Genomic DNA, 25980 nt, shown 5'->3' with positions numbered 1-25980 from the left:
CGTTACTCCTGGTGACCGTTGTGGTGAGCGCCGCCGGTCGTCGGGACCGACTTCTGCACCTGCACCAGGAACTCGACGTTCGACTGCGTCTCCTTGAGGTTCCGCAGCACGATCTCGAGGGCCTGCTGCGGGTCGAGCCCGGCGAGGGCTCGGCGCAGACGCCAGGTGATCTTGACCTCGTCGGCGGAGAGCAGCTGCTCCTCGCGACGGGTACCGGAGGCGTTGACATCGACGGCCGGGAAGATCCGCTTGTCCGCCAGGTGACGGTTCAGGCGGAGCTCCATGTTGCCGGTGCCCTTGAACTCCTCGAAGATGACCTCGTCCATCTTGGAACCCGTCTCGACGAGCGCGGTGGCGAGGATGGTCAGCGAGCCGCCGTCCTCGATGTTGCGCGCCGCACCGAAGAAGCGCTTCGGCGGGTAGAGCGCCGCCGAGTCGACGCCACCGGAGAGCACGCGGCCCGACGCCGGGGTCGACAGGTTGTAGGCACGGCCCAGACGGGTGATCGAGTCGAGCAGCAGCACGACGTCGTGGCCCAGCTCCACCAGGCGCTTCGCACGCTCGATGGCGAGCTCGGCGACCGTGGTGTGGTCCTCGGCCGGACGGTCGAAGGTCGAGGCGATGACCTCACCCTTCACCGTGCGCTGCATGTCGGTGACCTCTTCGGGCCGCTCGTCGACGAGGACGACCATGAGGTGCGCCTCGGGGTTGTTCTTCGCGACGGCGTTGGCGATGGCCTGCAGCACGACGGTCTTGCCGGCCTTGGGCGGCGAGACGATGAGGCCGCGCTGGCCCTTGCCGATCGGCGACACGAGGTCGATGATGCGGGTGCTCAGCTTGCCCGGCTCCGTCTCGAGACGCAGGCGCTCGTTCGGGTACAGCGGGGTGAGGTCCGAGAAGTCGACACGGGCCGCTGCTTCTTCGGCGGTCTGGCCGTTGACCGAGTCGACGGTCACGAGCGCGTTGTACTTCTGACGGCTCTGCTGCTCGTTGTCACGGGGCTGCTTGATCGAACCGACGACGGCGTCGCCCTTGCGCAGGTGGTACTTCTTCACCTGGCCGAGGGAGACGTAGACGTCGTTCGGTCCGGGCAGGTAGCCGGTGGTGCGGACGAACGCGTAGTTGTCGAGGACGTCGAGGATGCCCGCGATCGGGATCAGGACGTCGTCCTCGGTGACCTCGGGCTCGAAGTCGTCGTTCTGGCCGCCACGGCCGCGCTTGCGGTCACGCTGGCGACGGCTGCGGCCGCCCTCGGTGTCGTCGGCGTTCTGCTGGGCCTGCTGGCCCTGCTTCTGCTGACCGTTCTGCTTCTGCTGGTTCGCCGCCTGCTGCTTCTGCTCGGCGCGGTCGTCCTGCTTCTGGTCGCGCTGCTTGGCGTCGCCCTGCTTCGCGTCGGCCTGCTTGGCGTCGGCCTGCTTCTGCTGGTCGCCGCCGTTCTGCTTCTGCTGGCCGCCCTGCTGGTGCTGCTGGCCGTCCTGCTGCTCGCCGTTCTGCTCGCCGTTCTCGGCGTTCTGCCCACGGCCACGACCGCGACCACGGCTGCGACGGCCGCGACGCGAACCGCCCTCGCCGTTCTGGTCGTTCTGGTCGTGCTGCTCGCCGGAGTCGGCGGCACCGGACTGGTCCTGCGACTCGCCGTCGGTGCTCTGCTGCTCGGTCCGCGTCTGCTGCTCGGTCCGCGCCTGCTGGTCGCTGCGGGCCTGCTGGTCGGTCTGGGCGGGTGCCGAGGTCGGCGTCTGCTGGTCGGCCGACTCGTTCGGCTGCTGGGCCTGCTGGTCGGCGCCGCGCTGGCCGCGGCCGCGACGCTGCCCACCGGTCTGCGTCTGGGCGGCTTCCTGGGCGTCCTTCTCGGCACGCACCTGGTCGAGGCCCGCGAGCAGGTCCTCGGTGCCGGTGTGGCCGGCGTTGGTGTGCTCGGCGGCCGAGGTCGGGCCGGCGTTCACGGTGCCACCGGAGGACGCACGGCGCGAACGGCGGGCACGCGACGGCGCGGCCGGCTCGGACTCGACGGCGGGTGCCTCGGGGTCGGCGACCGGAGCGGTCGGTGCCTCGGCGGCGGGCTCCGGCAGCGTCGGCTGCTCGGTCACCGGCGCCGCGGCGGGGGTCGTGGCGGGCGCTGCCGCAGCGGGGACGTCGTCCGTGACGGGGCGCTTGTCCTCGATGGAGGCGATGAGGTCGCCCTTGCGGAGCTTGGAGAGCCCGGTGATGCCGAGCGAGGAGGCGATGCGCTGGAGTTCCGGCAGGCGGAGGGCGCGCAGGTCGCTGGGGATCTCCACCGGGGTGGAGTTGTTGTCGGTCAAGGTCGGTGTTTCCTTTCGAACCGCAGAACGCGGAGAGTTTCCACCGTCCCGGATGCACGGGTATGCATCGACCGCCGTTCAGACGACGGACCGGGATTCGGTGATCAGAAAGAGATGCACACCCGCGCGCCGGACCCTGCGACGTCGCAGGCGCTGTCCTTGAGGACGGGCATACCGTGCGGTTACGCGGGTTCGGCTTCGAGCGCCGAGTGCGCCACCACTGTAGCACCACCGAGATCGACGGCCAGCATGAGCGCGCGCCAGTCGGATTCCCCGTGTCGGGCGACGAGATCCGCGGCCGTGAGCCGTTGTGCCGGGTCGCTGCCGAGCACGAGCAGGCTCGGTCCCGCCCCCGACACGACGGCCGCGAGGCCGTGCTGCCGGAGCAGGCCGATCAGTGCGTCGGTCTCCGGCATCGCGCTCGCCCGGTACGCCTGGTGCAGGCGGTCCTCGGTCGCGGCGAGCAGGAGCTCGGGGCTCTGGATGAGCGCGGCGACGAGCAGCGCGGAACGGGAGACGTTGAACGCGGCGTCGGCGTGCGGGACGTTCTCGGGCTGCAGGGAGCGGGCGAGCTTCGTCGACAGCGTGGACGTCGGCACGAACACGACCGGTGCGACGCCGCGGTGCACCAGGAGGCGCTTGTACGCGGGTCCCTCGGCCGTCATCCACGCGATGGTGAGCCCACCGAAGAGTGCGGGGGCGACGTTGTCCGGGTGCCCCTCCATCTCGGTGGCCAGGCTGAGCAGGGTCGAGGCGTCCAGGTCGACGATGCCCTCGAGCAGCCCGCGGGCCGCCATCAGACCGGCGACGATCGCGGCCGCCGAGGAACCGAGCCCGCGGCCGTGCGGGATCGCGTTCGTGGCGTGCAGCTCGAGGCCGGGCTGGTCGACGCCGGCGTGCTCGAGGCCGCGGCGGACGGCACGCACGACCAGGTTCGTGTCGTCGGTGGCGACCTCGCCGGCACCGACGCCCTGCACCGTGACGGTGGCGCCGGGTTCCGGACGGACCCGGACGACGACCTCGTCGTACAGCGAGAGCGCGAGACCGAGCGAGTCGAACCCCGGTCCGAGGTTGGCGGACGTCGCCGGCACGCGGACGCGCACGGCCCGTCCGGCGGGCAACACGTGGGCCGCCCGCCCGGCGGGCACAGCGTGGACCGCCCGTCCGGCCGGTACAGCACTGTGGGCGGTGACGCCCTCCCCCGGTCCGGACGAGCGGTCGGGGCTCACTGCGCCGCGACCAGTCCGAGCACGTCCGCGATCGACTTGGTGTCGACCGGCACGCTCGTCGGGGTGACCTCGCTGCCGTCCTCGGTGCGCAGGGCCCACTGCGGGTCCTTCAGGCCGTGGCCGGTGACGGTGATGACGACCTTCGCGCCCTTCGGCACGACGCCGGCGTCGGCACGCTCGAGCAGCCCGGCGACACCGATGGCCGAAGCGGGCTCGACGAAGACGCCGACCTCGGCCGACAGGATGTGGTGCGCGGCGAGGATCGCCTCGTCCGAGATCGCGCCGAAGTAGCCGTCGGTCTCGTCGCGGGCCTCGAGGGCGAACTGCCACGAGGCCGGGTTGCCGATGCGGATCGCGGAGGCGATGGTGTCGGGGTTCTTGACGACCTCGCCACGGACGATCGGTGCGGAACCGGCGGCCTGGAACCCGAACATGCGCGGGAGCTTCGTCGTGCGACCGGCGGCCACGTCCTCGCGGTAGCCACGGGAGTACGCGGTGTAGTTGCCCGCGTTGCCGACCGGCAGGAAGTGGAAGTCCGGGGCGTCGCCGAGGACGTCGACGACCTCGAACGCAGCGGTCTTCTGGCCCTCGATGCGGTCGTTGTTGACCGAGTTGACGAGGTGCACCGGGTAGTTCGCCGCCAGGTCGCGGGCGATGTCGAGGCAGTCGTCGAAGTTGCCCTGGACCTGCAGCAGCTGGGCGTCGTGGGCGACGGCCTGGCTGAGCTTGCCCATGGCGATCTTGCCCTCGGGCACGAGCACCGCGGCGGTGATGCCGGCGTGCGTGGCGTACGCGGCGGCCGAGGCGCTGGTGTTGCCGGTCGAGGCGCAGATCACGGCCTTCGCGCCGTGCTCGACGGCCTTCGAGATCGCCATCGTCATGCCGCGGTCCTTGAAGGACCCGGTCGGGTTCATGCCCTCGAACTTGACGTAGACCTCGGCGCCGGTGCGCTCGGAGAGCCGACGAGCCGGGATGAGGGGCGTGCCGCCCTCGCCGAGCGTGACGATCGGCGTCGCCTCGGTCACGTCGAGTCGGTCGGCGTACTCGCGCAGGACTCCCTGCCACTGGTGGGCCATCAGGCTTCTCTCTCTGTCCGGTGGGTCGGTCTGGTGGTGGTTCGCGGTCGGCCTGGAGGCCCGTGGTGCGTCAGGCGCCGACGAAGCGCAGGACGCTGGTCACGTCCAGGACCACGTCTTCGCCGCGGAGCGTGCGGACGGTGTCCGCCAGGTCGGCTTCGCGCGCCAGGTGCGTCCCGATGACGAGCGCTGCCGTCCCCTCGGAGGCACCCGTGGTGGTCTGCTCGACGGTCTCGACGCTCACGCCGTGCTTCGCGAGCACGCCGGCGACCGTCGACAGCACGCCGGGGGCGTCCGTGACGTGCAGGGTGATCTGGTAACGCGTGCGCACGGTGCCGATCGGGAAGACGGGCAGGTCCGACTGGGTCGACTCCGCGACACCCGGGCCGCCGATGACGTGCCGACGTGCGGCGGACACCAGGTCGCCGAGGACGGCGGACGCGGTCTCGACGCCACCGGCACCGGCGCCGTAGAACATGAGGTCGCCGGCGGCCTCGGCCTCGACGAACACGGCGTTCTTCGCGCCGTGCACGCTCGCCAGGGGGTGCGACTCCGGCACGAGGGCCGGGTACACGCGGGCGCTGACGCCCTCGCGGCCGTCCTCGTCGGTCAGTCGTTCGGCGGTCGCCAGGATCTTCACGACGTAGCCGGCCTTGCGCGCGGCGCGGACCTGCTCGATGGTGACCGAGGTGATGCCCTCGCGGTGCACGGCGGCGAGCGGCACCGAGGTGTGGAACGCCAGCGAGGCCAGGATCGCGGCCTTCTGCGCGGCGTCGTAGCCCTCGATGTCGGCGGTCGGGTCGGCCTCGGCGTACCCGAGCTCGGTCGCGGTCGCCAGGGCGTCCTCGAACGTCGCGCCCTCGCGGTCCATCAGGTCGAGGATGAAGTTCGTGGTGCCGTTGACGATGCCCATGATCCGCTCGATGCGGTCCCCGGCGAGCGAGTCGTGCAGCGGTCGGATGATCGGGATCGCACCGGCGACGGCGGCCTCGTAGTACAGCTGCGCGCCGACCTGCTCGGCCACCGCGAAGAGCTCCGGACCGTGGGTCGCGAGGAGCGCCTTGTTGCCGGTCACGACGTCCGCGCCGGACTGCAGCGCCTGCAGCACGAGCGTGCGCGCGGGCTCGATGCCACCGATCAGCTCGACGACGATGTCGGCACCGAGGATGAGCGACTCGGCGTCGGTCGTGTAGAGGTCCTTCGGCAGGTCGACGTCGCGCGCGGCGTCGACGTCGCGCACGGCGATCCCGACGAGTTCGAGGCCGGCACCGGCGCGCGAGGCGAGTTCGTCGGCGTGCTCGAGCAGGAGCCGCGCGACCTGGGACCCGACCGAGCCGGCCCCGAGCAGCGCGACGCGGACGTTGCGGTATTCGATCATCTGGAGTTGGTTCCTGTTCGTCGGGTCAGCGACCGGTGCCGGCGTGGGGCACGGGGCGGACCCCGGTGTCGCGGGCGAGGAGGTCGTCGATCGACTCGCCCCGCACGAGGATACGGGTTGTGCCGTCCGCCACGGCGACGACCGGCGGGCGGCCCACGTGGTTGTAATTGCTCGACAGCGCCCAGCAGTACGCCCCGGTGGCTGCGACGGCGAGCAGGTCCCCCCGCTGGACGTCACCCGGCAGGTACTCGTCGTTGACCACGATGTCCCCGCTCTCGCAGTGCTTCCCGACGACGCGGGTGAGGACGGCCGGCGCCTCGGACGTCCGGGCGAGGCGAGCGGTGTAGTCGGCGCCGTACAGGGCAGGACGGGCGTTGTCGCTCATCCCGCCGTCGACGGACACGTAGGTGCGGGTGGCGTGGCCGGTGTCCGCGTCGCCGGTCTCGAGCGTGACGGGCTTGATCGTGCCGACGCGGTAGAGCGTGATGCCCGCCGGCCCGACGATGTAGCGACCGGGCTCGACCGCGACCTCGGGCACCGGGATGTTCCGCTCGGCGCAGGCCTCGGCGATGATCGCGGCGAGGGCGTCGGCGACGTCCTCGGGTGCGAACGCGGAGTCGGCCTCGGTGTAGTCGATGCCCCAGCCGCCGCCGAGGTTCAGCTCGGGCACCGGGCCCGACTCGACGAGGGTGGCGTGCACGTCCATCAGGCGTCGAGCGGCTTCGCGGAACCCGGACTCGTCGAAGATCTGCGATCCGATGTGCGAGTGCAGCCCGACGAACACGAGCGACGACTCGGCGCGCACCGCCTCGGCCGCGGCGACGGCCTCGGTGAGCGGGATGCCGAACTTCTGGTCCTCGCGCGCGGTCGCCAGGTACTCGTGGGTGGACGCGTGGACGCCGCTGTTGATGCGGATCCGGACGCGCTGCACGACCCCGGCGTCGGCAGCGGCGCGAGCGACGCGCTGGACCTCCTCGTGGCTGTCGAGCACGATCGTGCCCACGCCGACCTCGACCGCGCGGGCGATCTCGGCGTCGGACTTGTCGTTGCCGTGGAAGCCGAGCATCGCCGGGTCGATCCCGGCGGCCAGGGCGACCGCGAGCTCCCCGCCGGTGCAGACGTCCACGCGCAGGTCGGCCTCGGCCATCCACGCCACGACCTGGGTCGTCAGGAACGCCTTGCCGGCGTAGTAGACGTGCGCCCGGGTGCCGATGCCCTCGAACGCCTCGGTGAACGCGTTCCGCACCCGGACCGCACGGGACTGCACGTCACGCTCGTCGACGACGTACAGCGGGGTGCCGTACTGCCGGACGAGGTCCGTCGCGGTGACACCGCCGACCGCCAGGTCGCCGTCGTCGGTCCGCGTCGCGGACGCGGGCCAGATCCGGTCCACCAGCTCGGAGGCGTCCGTCGGGAACCGCAGTCGCGGCGGTGCAAGGGGGTTCTCGCTCACGGGACCCGATCCTACCGACGCGGGGCGGGCCTCCCGTCCGTGTGACGCAGCCACGGGATCAGCCGCAGCTGCCGACCGTCTGCAGGCCCTGCTCGTTGAGCGGCAGCGCGTCCGCGGTGACGCGGACCGTCGCGTCGGCCTTCGAGACGTCGAGCGAGCGCACGCGGAGCGCCTCGGGCAGGAACTGCGCCGTGCACACCTGCACCGGCACGTTCGTGACGCCGGGGATCGAGTCCACCTTGAGGCCGAGGTCGGAGTTCGTGATCCGCACGCTCTTCGGGGTGATCGTGATGCCGCGGCCGTCGTCCTGCGCGACCACGTCGCCCTTCGCCGCGTAGGTGATGTCGTAGCCGAGCACCGCCGTGGAACCGGACAGCTCGACGCCTCCGTCCACCAGGGACAACCGGTCGAACAGCGGGCTGTACTTCGACAGGTCCTTCACGCTCGACGACGCCAGTGTGACCGTGCCGTCGACGTCGTGCACGTCGCCCTTGCCGTCCACGGGGACGTCCTTCGCGGTGACGTCGGCGGCGAGCGGGATGCCGTCGACGGTGAGCTTCTCGGACGTGATCTCGACCTGGTCGAGGGTGCCCCCGATGAGCTGCGGGATGACGATGCCGTCGGCGTGCGCCTCGACCTGGCCCGTGGTGCCGTCGGGCAGCGACTGCTCGACCTGCTGGGCGATGATGCGGTCGACGACCCCGCGGAGCACGAACTCGGCGATCACGACGAGGGCGGCGAGCACGACGACGACCACGATCAGGACGACGGGCCAGCGGCGGCGCTTGCGGGGGCGTTCGGTGGCGGCGGACATGCGTCCCACCCTGCCAGGTGGTCCCGTCAGCCTGCCTGGAGGCGCGGGGTGCGTCCGGTGGGCGGGCGCGGCGGGGCGATGGGTTTCTTCCACACCGTGGAACGGACACAGCACCGCGGGATTCCGCGGTGCTGTGTCCGGAACCTGGTTCCGGGGGGGGGCGCCGCTCCGCTACATCCGGGACGGAGCGCTCACGCCGAGCAGGCCGAGGCCGTTGCGGACGACCTGGCCGGTGGCGTCGTTCAGCCACAGGCGCGTGCGGTGCAGGTCGGTGACCGGCTCGTCGCCGAGCGGGGTCACGCGGCAGGCGTCGTACCAGCGGTGGTACAGGCCCGCGAGCTGCTCGATGTACCGGGCGATGCGGTGCGGCTCGCGGAGCTCTGCGGCGTGGCGCACCACGCGCGGGTACTCGGCGAGGGCGCCGAGCAGCGCACCCTCGGAGTCGTGCGTCAACAGCGAGGCGTCGAACACGGAGCGGTCGACCCCGGCGGCCTCGGCGTTGCGGGCCACGGACTGGGTGCGTGCGTGGGCGTACTGCACGTAGAAGACCGGGTTGTCGTTCGTCCGCTTCGTGAGCAGGTCGAGGTCGATGTCGATTGCGGTGTCGCTGGCGAACCGGACGAGCGAGTACCGGCCGGCGTCGACCCCCACGGCGTCGACGAGGTCCTCCATCGTGACGATCGTGCCGTTGCGCTTGGACATGCGCATGGGCTCGCCGTCCTTGAGCAGGTTGACCATCTGCCCGATCAGGATCTCGAGGTTCGTGCCCGGCTCGTCGCCGAACGCGGCGCACATCGCCATCATCCGGCCGACGTAGCCGTGGTGGTCCGCACCGAGCATGATCAGGTTGCGCTCGAAGCCGCGCTCGCGCTTGTCGAGGTAGTACGCCAGGTCGCCGGCGATGTACGCGGGCTCGCCGTCGGACTTGATGACCACGCGGTCGCGGTCGTCGCCGAAGTCGGTCGTGCGGAGCCACTCGGCACCCTCGGCCTCGTACATCACGCCCGCCGAACGCAGTCGGGCGATGGCGCGCTCGACGGCCTTCGACTCGTGCAGGGCGTTCTCGTGGAAGTAGACGTCGAAGTCCACGCCGAAGTCGTGCAGCGACGACTTGATGTCCGCGAACATGAAGTCGACGCCCTCGCGCCGGAAGAGTTCCTGCGCCTCGTCGCGCGGCAGGTCCTTCACGTCGACCGAGGGGTCGAGCGTCGCGATGACGCGGGCCGCGATCTCGGCGATGTACGCACCGCCGTAGCCGTCCTCCGGCGTGGGCTCACCGAGCGCCGACGCGACGAGCGAGCGGGCGAAGCGGTCGATCTGCGCGCCGTGGTCGTTGAAGTAGTACTCGCGGGTGACGAGGCCGCCCTGCGCCTGGAACACGCGGGCCAGGCTGTCGCCGACCGCCGCCCAGCGCACGCCGCCCATGTGGATCGGGCCGGTCGGGTTCGCCGACACGAACTCCAGGTTGATCCGGACGCCGTCGTACAGGTCGCCGTGCCCGAAGGCGTCGCCGCCCTCGACGATCGTGCGGGCGATCTCACCGGCCGCTGCGGCCTCGAGCGTGATGTTGATGAACCCCGGGCCGGCGACGTCGACCGAGGCCACGCCGTCGAGCTCGGTCAGCTCGCCGGCGATCTCCGTCGCGAGCTCGCGCGGGTTCGTGCCGATGCGCTTCGCGAGCTGCATGGCGGCGTTCGAGGCCCAGTCGCCGTGCGCACGGTTCTTCGGACGCTCGAGCACCACGTGGGAGTCCCCGATCGTCACGGTCTCGGACGCGCCTCGTCGCTCGACGATCCCGGTCAGGATCGACAGGTACGCGGCGGAGAGTTCGGCAGGAGTCACGGCGGACGAGTCTACCGGGACACCCAGGTGCACGCCGGACGATGGGCCATCATGTCGGGATGACCACCCGAAGCCGTGCCCGGGCGTGCTCCGTCGCCGTCGTCACCGCCGCAGCAGCACTCGCCCTGTCGGCCTGCTCGGGCGGCGGGGACAGCGACCCGACGCCCAGCCCGTCCCCGGTCGGCAAGGCGGTGTCGCAGACCTGCGCCGAGATCTTGCCGACCGAGGCCCTGTCCGTGTACGGGACGACCTTCGCGCTCGACGACTCCTTCACGCCGGCGAAGGGCTCCCCCGCCGCCACGATCGCGAAGCAGCGGGGCCGCGTCTGCCAGTTCGTCGCCACCGACGACGACACCGAGACGATCACCCTGGCCGTCGCCGACCTGCCTGAGAAGTCGCTCACGAACCTGAAGGACGCGCTGTACGACCGGGGCGGATCGGTCCCCACCTACCGCGTCGAGGGCTACTTCGCGCTGAACGACGGCATCGGCCGCGCGGACGCCTTCGCCGACCCGTACTGGATCACCACGCAGTCGACGCTGTTCACGGAGCCCGGCGGCGCACAGCCCGTCGTCGACGCGGTGCGCGCAGCGCTGCAGCCGTCGGCGTCGGCGTCGGCGACGCCCGCGGGCTGAGGCGACCGCGCCGGCACGGTGCGGGGTCCGCCGCCCGGTGCGAGGTTGCACGCTTGGTGCGCGCTTGCAGCGCCGCACGGAGCGCGCAACCTTGCACGGGCCCGCGACGCACGCACGGTGCGGACGGGAGGCCCGTGGCGGGCCCGCACCGTGCCTCCCGTCCGACGGCCACCACGCACGGCGCCGGGTCCGTCGTCCGGTGCGAGGTTGCACGCCTGGTGCGCGCTTGCAGCGCCGCACGGAGCGCGCAACGCCGCACGGGCCCGAAACGCACGCACGGTGCGGACGGGAGGCCCGTGGCGGGCCCGCACCGCGCCTCCCGTCCGACGGCCACCACGCACAGTGCCGGGCCCGCCGCCTGGTGCGAGGTTGCACGCCTGGTGCGCGCTTGCAGCGCCGCACGGAGCGCGCAAGCCCGCACGGGCCCGAAACGCACGCACGGTGCGGACGGGAGGCCCGAGGTAGGCCCGCACCGTGCCTCCCGTCCGCCCTGCAGCCGCGTCTCGTGCGCGACACGCGCTGTCCAGGAGCCCGCGCCGGACCTGCTACGGTTGTTCCACCCCTTGGCCCCCATAGCTCAGGGGATAGAGCACTGCCCTCCGGAGGCAGGGGCGGAGGTTCGAATCCTCCTGGGGGCACTGTGACATTCCCGCGCAAGCAGTTGTCTTCGCTGCGCTCAGTCAGCTGCGCGCGACATCGCCTGCGGCGACCTTCCTCCGTTGAGACTCTCCGGGATGGGTTGCGCATGTCGTGGCCGATGTCGGCGTTCGCGCGGATGCTGAGCAGGAATGGTCGAGTCGGGGGAATCGACTCGACAGTTTCTGCTCACGAAGCGCCCGCGCGCCCCTCGCTACCCCGTGTTTCCGAGCGCGACACCTCGGTCCCCTAGGATCACGGGCCGGTCGTCCTGCACGCGACCGGGAAGAGGGAACCGATGACCACCGGCACCGGGAACGCGCAGCTCGAACTCGCCCGCGGCGGGCACGCCCCCGCACCACGGACCCTGTTCGACGTCCTCGCGGCGACGGCGGCCACCCACCCGACCGCCACCGCGCTCGAGGACCCCGCCGGCACCGTCGACTACGCCGCCCTGCTCGACCTGGTGCGCGCTCAGGCCGACGACCTCGCCCGCCGCGGAGTCCGACGGGGTGACCGGGTCGGGGTGCGGATCCCCTCCGGCGGGCGTGACCTGTACCTGTCGGTCCTCGCGGTCCTCGCCGCCGGAGCCGCGTACGTGCCCGTCGACGCCGACGACCCCGAGGAACGCGCGACCCTCGTGTTCGGTGAGGCCGGAGTCGTCGGCGTGATCGGGGCCGGCGGCGTCCTGCGCGACCGCGACGGCGGCGAGCTGCCCGTGACGGACCCCACGGCGAGCGCCGAACTCCCCCACCTGGACGACGACGCGTGGATCATCTTCACCTCGGGGTCGACCGGGGTGCCGAAGGGCGTGGCGGTCACCCACCGCAGTGCTGCGGCGTTCGTGGACGCCGAGGCGCGGATGTTCCTGCAGGCGGCGCCGATCGGTCCCGGTGACCGCGTGCTGGCGGGGCTGAGTGTGGCGTTCGATGCGTCGTGCGAGGAGATGTGGCTGGCGTGGGGGCACGGTGCCGCGTTGGTGCCGGCGCCGCGGTCGTTGGTGCGGACGGGGGTGGACCTCGGGCCGTGGTTGATCGCGCACACGATCACGGTGGTGTCGACGGTGCCGACGCTGGCCGCGCTGTGGCCGGACGACGCGTTGGAGCAGGTGCGGCTGGTCATCTTCGGTGGTGAGGCGTGCCCGCCGGAACTGGCCGCCCGGATCGCGAGTCGCGACCGTGAGGTGTGGAACACGTACGGTCCGACGGAGGCGACGGTGGTGGCGTGCGGGTCGCTGCTCGACGGGAGCCAGCCGATCCGGATCGGGCTGCCGCTGGACGGGTGGGACCTGGCGGTCGTGGACGGTGCCGGGCAGCGGGTGGAGCCGGGCGGGGTCGGTGAGCTCGTGATCGGTGGTGTCGGGTTGGGGCGGTACCTGGACCCGGCGAAGGACGCGGAGAAGTACGCGCCGTTCCCGGAGCTCGGGTGGGACCGGGCGTACCGGAGTGGTGACCTGGTGCGCTACGACCCCGAGGGGCTCGTGTTCCAGGGGCGTGCGGACGACCAGGTGAAGCTCGGTGGTCGGCGCATCGAGCTCGGGGAGATCGACGCGGCGCTGCAGGCGCTCGACGACGTGGCCGGTGGTGCGGCCGTGGTGCAGCGGACGCCGGCGGGCAACCAGGTGCTGGTGGGGTACGTGGCGCCGGTGGCGGGTGCCACGGTGGACGTCGCGGCTGCGAACGCCCGGTTGCGGCAGGAGCTGCCCGCGGCGCTCGTCCCGCTCGTCGCCGTGGTGGACTCGTTGCCGACGCGGACGTCGGGCAAGGTCGACCGTGCCGCGCTGCCGTGGCCGTTGCCCGGGGCGACGGACGCCGCGATGCTGCCGGACACGGTGGCGTGGATCGCGGAGCGTTGGGCGGCGATCCTCGGGGTGCCGGTGTCGAGCGTCGACGACGACTTCTTCGCGCACGGTGGCGGGTCGCTGACGGCGGCGCAGCTGGTGTCCGCGATCCGGGAGCGGTTCCCGACGACGACCGTCGCCGACGTCTACGACCACCCGCGCATCGGCGCGCTGGCGGCCGCGTTGGACGAGTCCGGTCCGGTGGCGGCCGCATCACGCGACGTGACGCCGGTCCCGCCGACGACGGGCCTCGCGATGACGTTGCTGGGCTTGCCGGTGCAGGTGCTGCGCGGGTTGCGGGTCCTGACGTGGACGGCGCTGGTCGCGGCGGTGCTGCACGCGACGACGCTGCCGTTCCTGCCGGTGCTCCCCTGGCCGGCGCTCGTCGTCGCGCTGCTGGTGTTCGTGACGCCGATCGGCAAGATGGCGCTCACGGTCGTGCTGGCCCGGCTGCTGCTCGTCGGGGTCCGGCCTGGCGACCACCCCCGGGGTGGCTCGGTGCACCTGCGGGTCTGGCTGGCGGAGCGGATCGCCGAGGCGGTCGACGGTCCCTCGACCGCCGGGGCGCCGTGGATCAGCTACTACGCCCGTGCGCTCGGGGCGCGGATCGGCACGGACGTCGACCTGCACACGCTCCCGCCGGTCACTGGGATGCTCACGATCGGCAAGCGTGCGTCGATCGAGCCCGAGGTGGACCTCGCGGGGCACTGGGTGGACGGTGACGTGTTCCGGCTCGGCCGGGTCCGTGTCGACGACGACGCCGTCGTGCACAGCCGCACCACGCTGCTGCCCGGTGCGCACGTGGGCGCGGGTGCCGAGGTCGAGGCCGGCTCGGCCGTCGCCGGCCGGGTGCCCGCCGGTCAGCGCTGGGCGGGTTCGCCCGCCGAACGCGTCGGGTCGGCCAGGCACGGCCGGGAGGCCCGTCCCCCGTCGCGTCGACGCTGGCTGCTGGCGTACGGGGCCGGCTCCGTGGCCGTGGCCGGGTTGCCGGTGATCGGTGTCGCAGTCGGGCTGCTGGTCGCCGTCGCCCTGGTCGGGCGCGCATCGACGCTCGGCGACGCGGTGCTGCGCGCCCTCGCGACCGTGCCGCTCGCGACCGTCGTCGCCGGGGCCGTGTACGCGCTGCTCGTGGTGGGGTCGGTGCGGTTGCTCGGCATCGGGCTGCACGAGGGTCGCCACCCCGTGCGGTCACGGATCGGCTGGCAGGCCTGGTCGACGGAGCGGGTACTGGACGCGGCGCGGACGCTGCTGTTCCCGCTGTACGCCTCGCTCGTGACGCCCGTGTGGCTGCGGCTGCTCGGGGCGAAGGTCGGCCGGAACACGGAGATCTCGACGGTCCTGCTCATCCCCGCGCTGACGCAGATCGCGTCCGGCGCCTTCCTGGCCGACGACACCATGGTCGCCACGTACGAGCTCGGTGGTGGCCGGGTGCGGATCGGCCGGTCGAAGGTCGGGCGGCGGGCGTTCCTCGGCAACAGCGGGATGACGGGCGCCGGACGCTCGGTCCCCCGCGAGGCGCTGGTGGCGGTGCTGTCCGCCGTGCCGAAGAAGGCCAAGCGCGGGTCGTCGTGGCTCGGCTCGCCCCCGGTGCGGCTGCGCCGTGCGGCGACGCAGTTCGACGAGGAGCGCACCTTCCGCCCGCCCGTGCGGCTCAAGGTCGCCCGCGGCTGCTGGGAGCTGCTGCGGCTCGTCGCCCCGATGGTGTCCGCCGCGATCGCCCTCGGGGTGGCGAGCACCCTGCTCGCGCTGTGGTCGACGGTCGGCGTCGGCTGGACGGTGCTGCTGGCGGGACCGGTGCTCATCGTCGCCGGGGCCGTCGCCGCCGTGGTGTCGACGATCGCGAAGTGGGCGTTCGTCGGCCGGATCACCGCCCGGGAGCACCCGCTGTGGTCGTCGTTCGTGTGGCGCAACGAGGTGCAGGACACCTTCGTCGAGACGGTCGCCCGACCCTGGTTCGCCGAGCAGGCCACCGGCACCCCGGCCCTGGCGGCGTGGCTGCGGAGCCTCGGCGCGACGATCGGCCGCGGCACCTGGCTCGAGACCTACTGGCTGCCCGAGGCCGACCTCGTCACCATCGGGGCCGGCGCCTCGGTGGCGCGCGGGACCGTCGTGCAGACCCACCTGTTCCACGACCGGGTGATGCAGCTCGACACCGTGCGGCTCGACGCCGGCGCGACCCTCGGGCCGCACAGCGTCGTCCTGCCCGCCGCCGGCATCGGCACGGGCGCCACGGTGGGTCCGGCCTCGCTCGTGATGCGCGGCGAGCAGGTGCCCACCGGGTCCCGCTGGTCCGGCAACCCCATCGCTCCGTGGACAGCCGAACCGGCCACCGTGGCGGACTGACCGGCGCCATGGGGTTGACTGGGACCGTGCCGAACACCCCCGCTGCCGACCCGTACACCCCGCACAGCGGCGACCGACGCTGGAGCGCCGAGCACTACGACCTCCGCCTCGACTACCGCGTGGCCACGAACCGCCTCGACGGCACGGCGACGATCACCGCCCGAGCCCACGAACCCCTCGACCGGATCGTCATCGACCTGCACGGCCTGAGCGTCGAGCGCGCCGACGTCGACGGCACCCGCGCGAAGAAGGTGTCGAAGGCGGTGCACAAGGTCACCGTCACCCCGGCGTCGCCGATCGCTGCCGACACCACGTTCACCGTGCACCTGCGGTACCGCGGCAACCCGCGCCCCGTCCGCAGCGCCTGGGGCCAGGTCGGGTGGGAGGAACTCACCGACGGCGTCATCGTCGCGGCCCAGCCGACGGGGGCGCCCTCGTGGTTCCCGTGCAACGACCGACCGGACGACAAGGCGACCTACCGGTTCGAGATCGCCGCCGAGGCCGCGTACGACGTCCTGGCGAACGGTGCACTGCTCGGCAAGGAACGCGACCGCATCGGCACCAGGTGGACGTACGCGACCACCGAGCCGATGGCGACCTACCTGGCGACGGTGCAGATCGGGCGGTACCGCACGACGAGGCTCCGCGGCGCCGTCGTCCCCGTGACCCTGCACCACCCCGCCGACCTGGCGGCCGCCGCGAAGACCGACTTCGGGCAGGTGCCGGAGATGCTCGCGCTGTTCTCGGACCGCTTCGGCCCGTACCCGTTCGCGGCGTACGGCGTCGTGGTCACCGACGACGAGCTCGAGATCCCCCTCGAGGCCCACGGGCTCGCGGTGTTCGGCCGGAACCACGTCGACGGCGAGCACGGCACCGACCGGCTCATCGCGCACGAGCTCGCGCACCAGTGGTTCGGCAACTCGGTGACGGTCACCCGCTGGCAGGACATCTGGCTGCACGAGGGGTTCGCCTGCTACGCCGAGTGGTTGTGGTCCGAGCACCACGGCGGCGACACCGCCGACGTGCTCGCGGCGCAGTACCGGCAGGGGCTCCTCGACCAGCCCGAGGACCTCGTCGTCGGCGACCCCGGCGCGAAGGACATGTTCGACGACCGGGTCTACAAGCGCGGGGCCCTCGCCCTGCACGCCGTCCGCCGCACGTTCGGCGACGACGCGTTCACCGCCGGGCTGCGCAGCATCACCGAACGGCACCGGCACGGTTCGGTGACGGTGCCCGACGTGCTCAGTGCGTTCGCCGACGCCGCCGGCCGTTCCGTCGCGGACGTCCGAGCGGTGACCGGGCCCTGGATCGACGAGGCGTCGGTACCGGCGCTGCCCGCGCCGCGCGTCGACTAGCCAGCCAGCTCGCCGTCGGCCGGGTCGCAGCTGACCTCGGACCAGACCGCGTCGAGCGACAGCCCGACCACGCCGGCGACGGCCGCGATGGTCGAGAACGCCGGGGTCGCGATCCGCCCGGTCTCGATCTTGCGGAGGGTCTCGGGCGAGATCCCGGCGGCGAGGGCGGTGTCGACGATCGACCGTGGGCCACGTGCGCGGCGGAGCAGGGCGCCGAGACGGCGACCGCGCGCGACCTCGTCGGGGCGGAGCGGGAGACGGACCATCCCCACATAGTAATACCGGTATGATCATCCGCGTGATCGAGATCCTGACGCCCGCCGAGGTCGAGAAGGCCCGTGCCACCGGAGCCCTCGTCGGCACCATCCTGCAGACCCTGCGCGAACGGACCCGCGTGGGCACCAACCTGCTCGAGATCGACCGGTGGGCGAAGCAGATGATCGAGGCCGCCGGCGCGGACTCCTGCTACGTCGACTACGCACCGTCGTTCGGCCGCGGTCCGTTCGGCCACCACATCTGCACCGCCGTGAACGACGCCGTGCTGCACGGGCTGCCGCACGACCGGGCGCTGGCCGACGGCGACCTGCTCACCCTCGACCTCGCGGTGTCGCTGGACGGCATCGCCGCGGACGCCGCTGTGAGCTTCGTCGTCGGCACCCCGCGCGCCGAGGACCTGGCCCTCATCGACGCGACCGAGCGCGCCCTGGCCGCCGGGATCGCCGCCGCCGGCCCCGGCGCCCGCATCGGCGATCTGTCGCACGCCATCGGGACCGTGCTCGAGGGTGCGGGCTACCCGGTCAACGTCGAGTTCGGCGGCCACGGCATCGGCTCGACCATGCACCAGGACCCGCACGTGTCGAACACGGGCCGCGCGGGCCGCGGCTACACGCTCCGGCCCGGCCTCCTGCTCGCGCTCGAGCCGTGGGTGATGGCGGACACCGACGTGCTCGTCACCGATGCCGACGGTTGGACGCTCCGCAGTGCCACGGGAGCCCGGACGGCCCACACCGAGCACACCATCGCGATCACCGAGGACGGCGCCGAGGTGCTCACACTCCCCCGCTGAGCGTCCCCTCGACCACGACGGGCAGCCCGCCGGCCGCGACGACGAGCACCAGGTCGGGCGCCGGCCGGTGGACCGTCACCGGGTGGTCTCGCCCCTCGAACCGCGCGGTGCCGGCAGCGACGTCCACGTCGACCGACAGCGGATCGACGCGCAGACCCCGACCGTCGCGCTTCAGCACGGCCTCCTTCGCCGCCCAGCAGGCCGCGAGCAAGCCGGCATCACCGGCCGAGCGCTCGCGTTCGCCGGGCGTGAAGACGTCGAGCGGTGCTGCGCCGACGCGGGACACCCGCTCGAGGTCGACGCCGACCGTGCCCGGCGTGACCGCGAGCGCGAGCACGCCGGTCGTGCGCGACAGACTGACGCCGAACGCCGTGCCGTGCACCGTGGCCCAAGGACGACCGTGGTCGGTCCCGGCACAGTGTGGGCAGACGCGCCCCGCGCGCACGGCGGCCGTCTCGACTGCCGCAGCCGCCGCGACGGCGGCGACCAGGGCCTCCCGGTCGGCCGCGCGGTCCGGACCCGTCGCGCACAACGTCACCACGACGGCCTGGAGGCCCGACTCACCCACGCACGCAGCCTACGGTGCGCGGATGGCCGGCCCAGGGCCGTGGTCGCTACGCGTGCGTGAGTGCGATCAGTGCGACGTTCATCGTGCTGTAGAGACCCTCGGATCGGGTCGCCTGGCGGACGCGTCCGCGCAGCACTTCGTAGCGGCCGTCGTGCTCGCGCACGAAGCCGATCACGCCGGTCGCCGGCGTCGAGACGCGGTGGTAGCCGTCCTCGAGCGGGACGACCTCGGTACTCGTGGTTCGCTCCATTGCAGTTCCCTTCCGTTCGTCGTCGAACAGTGGCGCCAGCCTACCCCGCTCCGGGGGACAAGACACCCATGGATCGGCTTGTCCACAGTGTTCGCCGAGAGTCCGTCCGTCGCTTGCGCGCCGTGGATAGACTCCGGGCGACGGCGCTCTCAGGGCGCCGTTCGGGACGGCGTCGACGGCGCCGACCGGCGACGGACGGAGGACGGATGCGAACGGTCCAGCGCGGATCGGGCACAGGCGGGTCGAGGACGGAACGGGGGACAGCGCGGCTCTGGGGTCGCGTCACGGCAGCGGCCGTGGCGATGCTGATCGTCCTGGCTCCGGCGGCGACCGCGCAGGCCACGGCACCCGTCGACCTGGGTGGGGCGTACGTCCTCGACGAAGCCGACGCCCTCAGCTCCTCGCAGCAGGCGCAGGTCGAACAGGCGGTGCAGGACCTGTACGCCGAGACCCAGACGCAGCTGTACGTCGTGTTCGTGCCCACGTTCACCGATCCGACGGACCACACCGCGTGGGGCTCCGCGGTCATGGAGCAGAACCAGATCGACACCGACGGCATCCTGCTGTCGGTCGCCGTCGACGACCGCAACTACGACGTGCAGCAGACGAACGAGACCGCCATCTCCGAGTCCGACGTGCAGAGCGCCGTGAACGACTCCCTGCTCCCCGCGCTGAAGCAGGGCGACTGGTCCGGCGCGGCCGTGGCGTTCGCGAACGGGCTGACGGACACCCAGGCGCCGCCGAACCTGACCTGGCTCTGGATCCTGCTGCTCGTCGTCGTCGTCGGCCTGATCGTCGTCGTGCTCGTCATCCGCACCCGCAACAAGCGGAAGACCGCCGCGGCCACCCAGGCACAGCAGGAGTCCCTCGCCGACCTCGAGCGCACCGCCGGCGGCGCGCTCGTGACGATCGACGACGAGCTCCGCACCGCCGAGCAAGAGGTCGGGTTCGCCACGGCCCAGTTCGGTCCCGACGCCGCGAAGCCCTTCGCCGACGCCGTCGCCGCTGCGCAGCAGGCCGTGCGCAAGGCCTTCACGTTCCGGCAGCAGCTCGACGACGAGATCCCGGACTCCCCCCAGCAGCGTGCCGACTGGGCGAACCAGATCATCGCGATCTGCCAGCAGGCGCACGCCGCGATCGAGGAACAGACCGAGTCGTTCGACAAGCTCCGGTCGCTCGAGGACGGCGTCGACGAAGCAGCCGTCGCGCTGGCCCAGGCCGTCGCGGAAGCGCCGGCGTCGGTCGGCGCAGCAGCAGCCGCGCTCGACCGCGTCCGAGCGGACTACACCGGCCGCACCCTCGCGACCGTCGCCGACAACGTCGACCAGGCACACCAGGTGCTCGCCTACGCCACCGAGCGCTCGAACGCGGCCACCGCGGCGATCGCGGCCGGCGACAAGGGCGAAGCGGTGGTCGCCGTGCGCGACGCCCAGCACGCCCTGGCCCAGGTGCAGCAACTCACGAACAGCGCGGTCGCGGCCGAGGGCACCTTCACCGAGGCCACCGCACGCGCCGAGGCGATGCGCATCGACATCGAGGGCGACGTCGCCGCGGCCCGGACCCTCACCGTGGGCGGGCCCGACCTCGCCGCGGCCGTGACCCGGGCGCAGACCGTGCTGCGGCAGGGGTTCGACCCGAAGGACCCGATCACCGCGGTCGACGCCCTCACGAAGGCGAACACCGAGATCGACCAGGCCATCGCGGCCGCCCGGGGTGCCGAAGAGCAGCAGCGCCGGGCGTCCCGCGCCCTCGACGACGCCCTGCGCGACGCCCGGAACCGGATCAGCCAGGCGCGCGAGTACATCTCGCTGCACCGTGGCGGCATCGGACCGACCGCGCGCACCCGCCTGTCCGAGGCCGAACGCGCCCTCGACGACGCCGTGCAGCTCGCCACCACCGACCCCGGACAGGCACTGCAGGCAGCACGGGCGGCCGAGCAGTACGCCGCCGCGGCGATGGACTCGGCGAACGACGACATGGGCGGCTGGGGCGGCGGCGGCGGCTTCGGCGGTGGGGGCGGCAACGGCGCCCAGCTCGGCGGCCTCGTCACCGGCATCGTGCTCGGCGGCCTGCTCGGCGGTCGCGGCGGCAGCTTCGGCGGCGGCTCCTTCGGGGGCGGCGGCGGCTTCGGCGGCGGGGGCGGTTTCGGCGGCGGCGGAGGCGGCGGCGGAGGCGGGTTCTCCGGCGGCGGCCGCTTCTGACCCCGACCCACCCGACGACCAGACCACACACCCGACAGACCAGACACACCACGTCAGACCTTCCAGGAAAGGGAACAGCAATGGCAAAGCAGACGATCTTCGGCCGCATCTCCACCCTCGTGCGGGCGAACATCAACCAGCTCATCGACAACGCCGAGGACCCGCAGAAGATGCTGGACCAGCTCGTGCGTGACTACACGAACAACATCGCCGACGCGAAGACGGCGATCGCGCAGACGATCGGCAACGTGCGGCTGCTCGAGCAGGACCACGAAGAGGACAAGCGCGCCTCGTCCGAGTGGGGCCAGAAGGCCGCCAACGCCTCCACCGCCGCGGACAAGTACCGCGCCGAGGGCAAGACGGCCGAGGCGGACAAGTTCGACAACCTCGCCAAGATCGCGATCGGCAAGCAGATCGCGGCCGAGCAGGAGGTCAAGGACGCCGAGCCGAACCTCGCCTCGCAGAACGAAGCGGTCGAGAAGCTCAAGACCGGGCTCGCCGGCATGGAGCAGAAGCTCGAGGAGCTCCGTGCGAAGCGCGACAACCTCGTCGCCCGCTCGAAGACGGCCGAGGCGCAGTCCAAGGTCAACGACGCCCTCGGCAACATCGACGTGCTCGACCCGACGAGCGACCTCGGTCGCTTCGAGGAGAAGGTCCGTCGTGAAGAGGCCAAGGTCCTCGGGCAGCAGGAACTGCAGTCGTCGAGCCTCGACGCCCAGTTCGAGAGCCTCGAGGACGTCGGCAAGGACGCCGAGGTCGAGGCACGTCTCGCCGCGCTGAAGTCGGGCGGCTCGTCGAGCCTCTGACGTTCCCGGACGACCTTCCCGGACGACGCCGGACCCCAGCTGACAGACTGAGACGATGCAGTTCCTCGTGGTCGGTCAGTGGCAGGGTTCGGCGTCGTCGCGCGCGATGCGCCTCGGGGACGGAGCGACCGCGATCGCGGCCGACCTCCCCCGTGCGTCCACCACCGTGGTCGACGTCCCCGCCGGCGCGGGCGACCGGCTCGAGACGGCCGTCGCCCGCTACACCTCCGTGCTCGCCGTCGCCGACCGCGTGGCCGAGGAGACCGGCGTCGCCAGCGAACCCGTCCTCGTCGTCGGCGGGGACGGTGCGAGCGTCCTCGGCGCGACCGTCGGCCTCGGCCCGGACACCGCGTTCATCCGCATCGCCGGGTCCAGCGGGTACCGCGCACTCAACCGCGCCCAACCCGTCGCCGCTGAGACCGCAGCCCTCCGGATCCTGGTCGACCGCGCCGACGAGCTGTTCCCCGGGTTGCCGGTGCTCCCCGCCTCGTCGGTCGTGGTCGCGGGCGTCCGCGGGCTCGACGACGCCGAGGACGCCGCACTCGACCGTGCCGGGATCACCCGACTCGACGTCGACGCCGCCACCCCGGACGCCCTCGCCGCCGCCGTCGACGCCACCGGAGCGACCTCGGTGTTCGTGCACGTCGACCTCGACGTCCTCGACCCGTCCGAGGTCGACGGCCTGCTCGAACCGGTGCCGTTCGGCCTCGACGGCGCGGGTCTGGTCGAGCGGATCCAGGCCGCGACCCGCGGCCGCCGCCTGGCCGGCGCCGCGCTCACCGGATTCGCTCCCGTCGACCCGGAGCGTGCAGTGGACGACCTCGGCGTGATCCTGCGCGTCGTCGGGGCGTTGACCAGCGCCTCCCGGGTGGCCTGAGAACCGACCCGGCGCGCCGGGCGCACCCCATGCCGGTCCGCGTACGCTCGGCCTCATGACGGACTACGACCTCATCGTGATCGGCGCCGGCGCAGTCGGCGAGAACGTGGCGGACTACGCCCACAAGCGCGGCCTGGCGGTCGCGATCGTGGAGTCCGAACTGGTCGGCGGCGAGTGCTCCTACTGGGCGTGCATGCCGTCGAAGGCACTGCTGCGCAGCGGCCACGCCCTGGCAGCGGCCAAGCGGCTCGACGGCGCGAAGCAGGCCGTCACCGGCGAGCTCGACGCCGCCCACGTGCTCGCCCGCCGCAACTCGTTCACCTCGGACTGGAAGGACGACGGTCAGGTCTCCTGGCTCGAGTCCGCCGACATCGCCCTGATCCGCGGCCACGCCCGCATCACCGGCGAGAAGACCATCGAGGTCGGCGGTGAGACGCACACCGCCCGTGCCGCCGTCGCCGTCGTGACCGGCTCGCTGCACGCGCTGCCCGACGTGCCGGGACTCGCCGAGGCGAAGCCGTGGGGCACCCGCGAGGGCACCAGCGCCCAGCAGGTGCCGGAGAGCCTGCTCGTGATCGGTGGCGGTGTCGCCGGCTCCGAGCTCGCCACCGCCTGGGCATCGCTCGGCGCGAAGGTCACGCTCGTCGCCCGGCACGGACTGCTCGGCGGCATGGAGCCGTTCGCCGGCGAACTCGTCAACGATGCCCTCCGCGAGCTCGGCGTCGACGTCCGCACCGGCGTGAGCCCCGTGCGGGTCGACCGCGACGAGCACGGGCTCGTCACCACCACGCTCGACGACGACACCACCGTCATCACGAGCGAGGTGCTGGCCGCCACCGGCCGCACCCCGCACACCGCCGACCTCGGGCTCGAGTCCGTCGGGCTCACCGCCGGCGACTGGCTCGAGGTCGACGACACGATGCTCGTGCACGGCACCGACTGGCTGTACGCCGTCGGCGACGCCAACCACCGCGCCCTCCTCACCCACCAGGGCAAGTACCAGGCCCGCGCGGCCGGCGAGGCGATCGCCGCCCGGCACCAGGGCACGCCGCTGCACACCGAACCGTGGGGCGCACACGTCGCGACCGCCGACCACGCCGCGGTCCCCCAGGTCACGTTCACCGACCCCGAGGTCGCGAGCGTCGGCCTGACCGAGAAGGCCGCGCGCGAGCAGGGGCTGAACGTCCGTGCCGTGGAGTACGACCTCGGCGGCGTCGCGGGTTCCGCGCTGCAGGCCGACGGCTACACCGGCCGCGCCAAGATGGTCGTCGACGAGGACCGCGGGGTCGTCGTGGGCGTCACCTTCGTCGGCCAGGACGTCGCCGAGATGCTGCACGCGGCGACGATCGCCGTCGTCGGCGAGGTACCGGTCGACCGCCTCTGGCACGCGGTGCCGGCCTACCCGACGATGAACGAGATCTGGCTCCGACTGCTCGAGACCTACGGTCGCCCGGCCTGAGCATGCGCGGACTGGCACGCCGGGCGCTGCTCGACTCCCCCGTGTCGCGGGTGGGGTGGCTGTTCGCCACGGCGGTGGGCCTGGCGATCGGCGTGCCGCTGTCGACCGGCCGCGTCCGCGTGGTCGACGGGCTCGTCGTCTGCTCGGGGCTGCCGCGGTGGGTGTTCCGTCGTGGTGGCACCTGCGTCGGTTCGGTGTACCTGACCCGGGACAACGACGGGCCCCGGGTGCTGCGGCACGAGCGGGTGCACGTCGAGCAGTGGCGGCGGTACGGCATGCTCATGCCCGTGTTGTACGCCGTCGCCGGCCGAGACCCGCTCCGCAACCGCTTCGAGGTCGAGGCGGGGCTGGAGGACGGCGGCTACCGCTGACGGGTGCCCGTGCGCGGCGCTGTCTGTGCTTCCCCCCTCGTTTGCCGTGTGCCGATCGGTCACGACACCCCGTCGGGCCGGCGCCGAGTGGTCGCAGACCGTCGGCGGCTCCGGCCGCATCCGACGGTCTGCGACCACTCGGCGCGGCACGCGCGGCGTGGCACGCGCGGCGCAGCGTGACCTCCGGTGAGGGCCGGCGGGCGACGAGACGTGACCGAACGGCGGACGGGAGGCACGGATCACGGCCGCCACGGGCCTCCCGTCCGCCGTGGCCCGGCCCACCTGCCCGGCTGAGGAGCGCTGATCGGTCGCGACACCCCGCCGGGGCGGCGCCGAGCGGTCGCTGACCGTCGGTCGCACCGGCCGTGGCCGACGGCACGCGGCCGGTCAGACCCTCCACCCCTGCCGCCGAGGTTCCACGACATGCCGCGTGCGTGGCGCCGAGGTTCCGCGGACGGCCCGGATGCGGCGCGAGATGCCGAGATTTCGGAACCTCGGGGAGTCGCCTCGGCGGCACGTGGAGCGCACTCGCGACTGGACGGGTGGGTGGGGAGCGATGCCTCTCCGCCGCCGCGAGGTTCCACGACATGCCGCGTGCGTGGCGCCGAGGTTCCGCGGACGGCCCGGATGCGGCGCGAGATGCCGAGATTTCGGAACCTCGGGGTGCGGGGGCGGGCGGGTCAGGCGGCGGGACGACGGGGGACGATGAGGGGCGTGCCGGTCTCGGGGTCGGGGACGACCACGCACGGCAGGCCGAAGACGTCCTCGACGAGGTCGGCCGTCAGCACCGCGGCCGGGGGCCCGGCAGCGACGATCGACCCGCTGCGCATCGCGATGACGTGGGTGGCGTACCGCGCCGCCTGGTTCAGGTCGTGCAGCACCGCGACGACCGTCCGACCCGCGGCGTGCAGGGCGGAGGCCAGCTCGAGCACGTCGTACTGGTGGGCGATGTCGAGGAACGTCGTCGGCTCGTCGAGCAGCACGATGTCGGTCTCCTGCGCCAGCACCATCGCGATCCACACCCGCTGCCGCTGCCCGCCGGAGAGCTCGTCGACGCTCCGGTCCGCCAGCTCCACCGTCGACGTCTGCTCCAGGGCGGCCTGCACGGCACGCCGGTCGGACCCGGACGACGGGTGCAGCAGGTCCTGGTGCGGGAACCGCCCGCGGGACACCAGGTCGCGCACGGTGATGCCGTCCGGTGCGATCGGCGTCTGGGGCAGCATGCCGACCCGCCGGGCCACGGCCTTCGGACGGTAGGAGTCGATCGGCGCCCCGTCGAGGTACACCGTGCCGGCTCGGGGCTTGAGGGTGCGCGCGAACGACTTCAGCAGCGTCGACTTGCCGCACGCGTTCGGACCGACGATGACGGTCAGTTCACCGTCGGGGACGTCCACGTCGAGCCCGTCCACCACGATGCGGTCGTCGTACGCGAGCGTCAGCCCACGCACGCCGAGCGCGGTCGTCGGGACTCCGACCACGCT

20 protein-coding genes and 1 tRNA gene are annotated in these 25980 nt (G+C 72.7%); 10 read left to right on the top strand and 11 right to left on the bottom strand.

The window, feature by feature from the left end; all coding sequences use genetic code 11:
- Positions 1–2: 2 nt before the first annotated feature.
- The 7 genes from rho to argS form a co-directional block, all read right to left on the bottom strand.
- Positions 3–2300: a transcription termination factor Rho gene (gene rho, locus EDF33_RS13120; RefSeq protein WP_132100273.1), complete on the bottom strand. Its 2298-nt coding sequence runs from the start codon at positions 2298–2300 to the stop codon at positions 3–5.
- Positions 2301–2482: 182 nt separating this feature from the next.
- Positions 2483–3424 carry a homoserine kinase gene (thrB, locus tag EDF33_RS13115; protein WP_132100272.1) on the bottom strand — a complete coding sequence of 314 codons (942 nt, stop codon included), beginning with the start codon at positions 3422–3424 and terminating at the stop codon, positions 2483–2485.
- A gap of 101 nt (positions 3425–3525) precedes the next feature.
- A complete protein-coding gene (gene thrC / locus EDF33_RS13110; RefSeq protein ID WP_123294272.1) occupies positions 3526–4605 on the bottom strand; it encodes a threonine synthase in 1080 nt (359 codons plus the stop codon).
- 70 nt (positions 4606–4675) lie between these two features.
- Complete coding sequence (locus tag EDF33_RS13105; RefSeq protein WP_123339754.1) at positions 4676–5983, bottom strand: homoserine dehydrogenase; 1308 nt, start codon at positions 5981–5983, stop codon at positions 4676–4678.
- A 25-nt stretch (positions 5984–6008) separates the two neighbouring features.
- On the bottom strand, positions 6009–7436 hold the full coding sequence (lysA, locus tag EDF33_RS13100) for a diaminopimelate decarboxylase (RefSeq protein ID WP_132100271.1): 1428 nt from the start codon (positions 7434–7436) through the stop codon (positions 6009–6011).
- Positions 7437–7494: 58 nt separating this feature from the next.
- Entirely contained in the window at positions 7495–8250 is a 756-nt protein-coding gene (locus EDF33_RS13095; RefSeq protein ID WP_132100270.1) for an LmeA family phospholipid-binding protein, read from the bottom strand.
- Positions 8251–8421: 171 nt separating this feature from the next.
- Positions 8422–10092 carry an arginine--tRNA ligase gene (argS, locus tag EDF33_RS13090; RefSeq protein ID WP_132100269.1) on the bottom strand — a complete coding sequence of 557 codons (1671 nt, stop codon included), beginning with the start codon at positions 10090–10092 and terminating at the stop codon, positions 8422–8424.
- Positions 10093–10151: 59 nt separating this feature from the next.
- Between argS and EDF33_RS20425 the strand changes: the two genes are divergently transcribed.
- The 4 genes from EDF33_RS20425 (at position 10152) to EDF33_RS13070 (ending at position 16901) form a co-directional block, all read left to right on the top strand.
- On the top strand, positions 10152–10727 hold the full coding sequence (locus tag EDF33_RS20425; protein ID WP_207906697.1) for a hypothetical protein: 576 nt from the start codon (positions 10152–10154) through the stop codon (positions 10725–10727).
- A 566-nt stretch (positions 10728–11293) separates the two neighbouring features.
- Positions 11294–11365 (top strand) — tRNA-Arg (locus EDF33_RS13080).
- 296 nt (positions 11366–11661) lie between these two features.
- Positions 11662–15546, top strand: a complete 3885-nt coding sequence (locus tag EDF33_RS13075; RefSeq protein WP_132100268.1) for a Pls/PosA family non-ribosomal peptide synthetase — start codon at positions 11662–11664, stop codon at positions 15544–15546.
- A 26-nt stretch (positions 15547–15572) separates the two neighbouring features.
- Positions 15573–16901, top strand: a complete 1329-nt coding sequence (locus EDF33_RS13070; RefSeq protein ID WP_235035812.1) for a M1 family metallopeptidase — start codon at positions 15573–15575, stop codon at positions 16899–16901.
- Here EDF33_RS13070 and EDF33_RS13065 read toward each other — a convergent pair.
- The gene (locus EDF33_RS13065; RefSeq protein WP_132100267.1) at positions 16898–17167 is read right to left on the bottom strand and encodes a helix-turn-helix domain-containing protein; all 270 of its coding nucleotides are present in this window, start codon (positions 17165–17167) and stop codon (positions 16898–16900) included. The genes EDF33_RS13070 and EDF33_RS13065 overlap by 4 nt on opposite strands.
- Before the next feature lie 32 nt (positions 17168–17199).
- Between EDF33_RS13065 and map the strand changes: the two genes are divergently transcribed.
- Positions 17200–17967 carry a type I methionyl aminopeptidase gene (map, locus tag EDF33_RS13060; RefSeq protein ID WP_132100266.1) on the top strand — a complete coding sequence of 256 codons (768 nt, stop codon included), beginning with the start codon at positions 17200–17202 and terminating at the stop codon, positions 17965–17967.
- On the opposite strand, the gene EDF33_RS13055 is transcribed toward map, so the two are convergent.
- Both EDF33_RS13055 and EDF33_RS13050 read right to left on the bottom strand, forming a co-directional pair.
- Positions 17951–18535 carry a 4'-phosphopantetheinyl transferase superfamily protein gene (locus tag EDF33_RS13055; protein WP_132100265.1) on the bottom strand — a complete coding sequence of 195 codons (585 nt, stop codon included), beginning with the start codon at positions 18533–18535 and terminating at the stop codon, positions 17951–17953. The two genes, map and EDF33_RS13055, sit on opposite strands and share 17 nt — an antisense overlap.
- 46 nt (positions 18536–18581) lie before the next feature.
- Positions 18582–18785: a hypothetical protein gene (locus tag EDF33_RS13050; protein WP_071255966.1), complete on the bottom strand. Its 204-nt coding sequence runs from the start codon at positions 18783–18785 to the stop codon at positions 18582–18584.
- Positions 18786–19087: 302 nt separating this feature from the next.
- Here EDF33_RS13050 and EDF33_RS20705 point away from each other — a divergent pair, with 302 nt between their 5' ends.
- From EDF33_RS20705 to EDF33_RS13025, 5 genes are all read left to right on the top strand, one after another.
- Positions 19088–20986 carry a TPM domain-containing protein gene (locus tag EDF33_RS20705; protein WP_279388067.1) on the top strand — a complete coding sequence of 633 codons (1899 nt, stop codon included), beginning with the start codon at positions 19088–19090 and terminating at the stop codon, positions 20984–20986.
- Between the two features lie 80 nt (positions 20987–21066).
- A complete protein-coding gene (locus tag EDF33_RS13040) occupies positions 21067–21792 on the top strand; it encodes a PspA/IM30 family protein (RefSeq protein WP_123294264.1) in 726 nt (241 codons plus the stop codon).
- Positions 21793–21847: 55 nt separating this feature from the next.
- Positions 21848–22669 (top strand): arginase family protein, encoded by an 822-nt coding sequence (locus EDF33_RS13035; RefSeq protein ID WP_132100263.1) that lies wholly within the window; start codon positions 21848–21850, stop codon positions 22667–22669.
- Positions 22670–22724: 55 nt separating this feature from the next.
- Positions 22725–24128, top strand: coding sequence for an NAD(P)/FAD-dependent oxidoreductase (locus tag EDF33_RS13030; RefSeq protein WP_132100262.1), 1404 nt, complete (start codon positions 22725–22727; stop codon positions 24126–24128).
- Between the two features lie 2 nt (positions 24129–24130).
- Complete coding sequence (locus EDF33_RS13025) at positions 24131–24499, top strand: Fe-S oxidoreductase (RefSeq protein ID WP_123294261.1); 369 nt, start codon at positions 24131–24133, stop codon at positions 24497–24499.
- 680 nt (positions 24500–25179) lie between these two features.
- Here EDF33_RS13025 and EDF33_RS13020 read toward each other — a convergent pair.
- Positions 25180–25977 carry an ABC transporter ATP-binding protein gene (locus EDF33_RS13020; RefSeq protein ID WP_243648767.1) on the bottom strand — a complete coding sequence of 266 codons (798 nt, stop codon included), beginning with the start codon at positions 25975–25977 and terminating at the stop codon, positions 25180–25182.
- Positions 25978–25980 lie beyond the last annotated feature (3 nt).

It is taken from the genome of Curtobacterium sp. PhB146 (genome assembly GCF_004342995.1).
GTDB lineage: Bacteria > Actinomycetota > Actinomycetes > Actinomycetales > Microbacteriaceae > Curtobacterium.
This window is presented reverse-complemented; position numbering and strand designations above follow the sequence as displayed.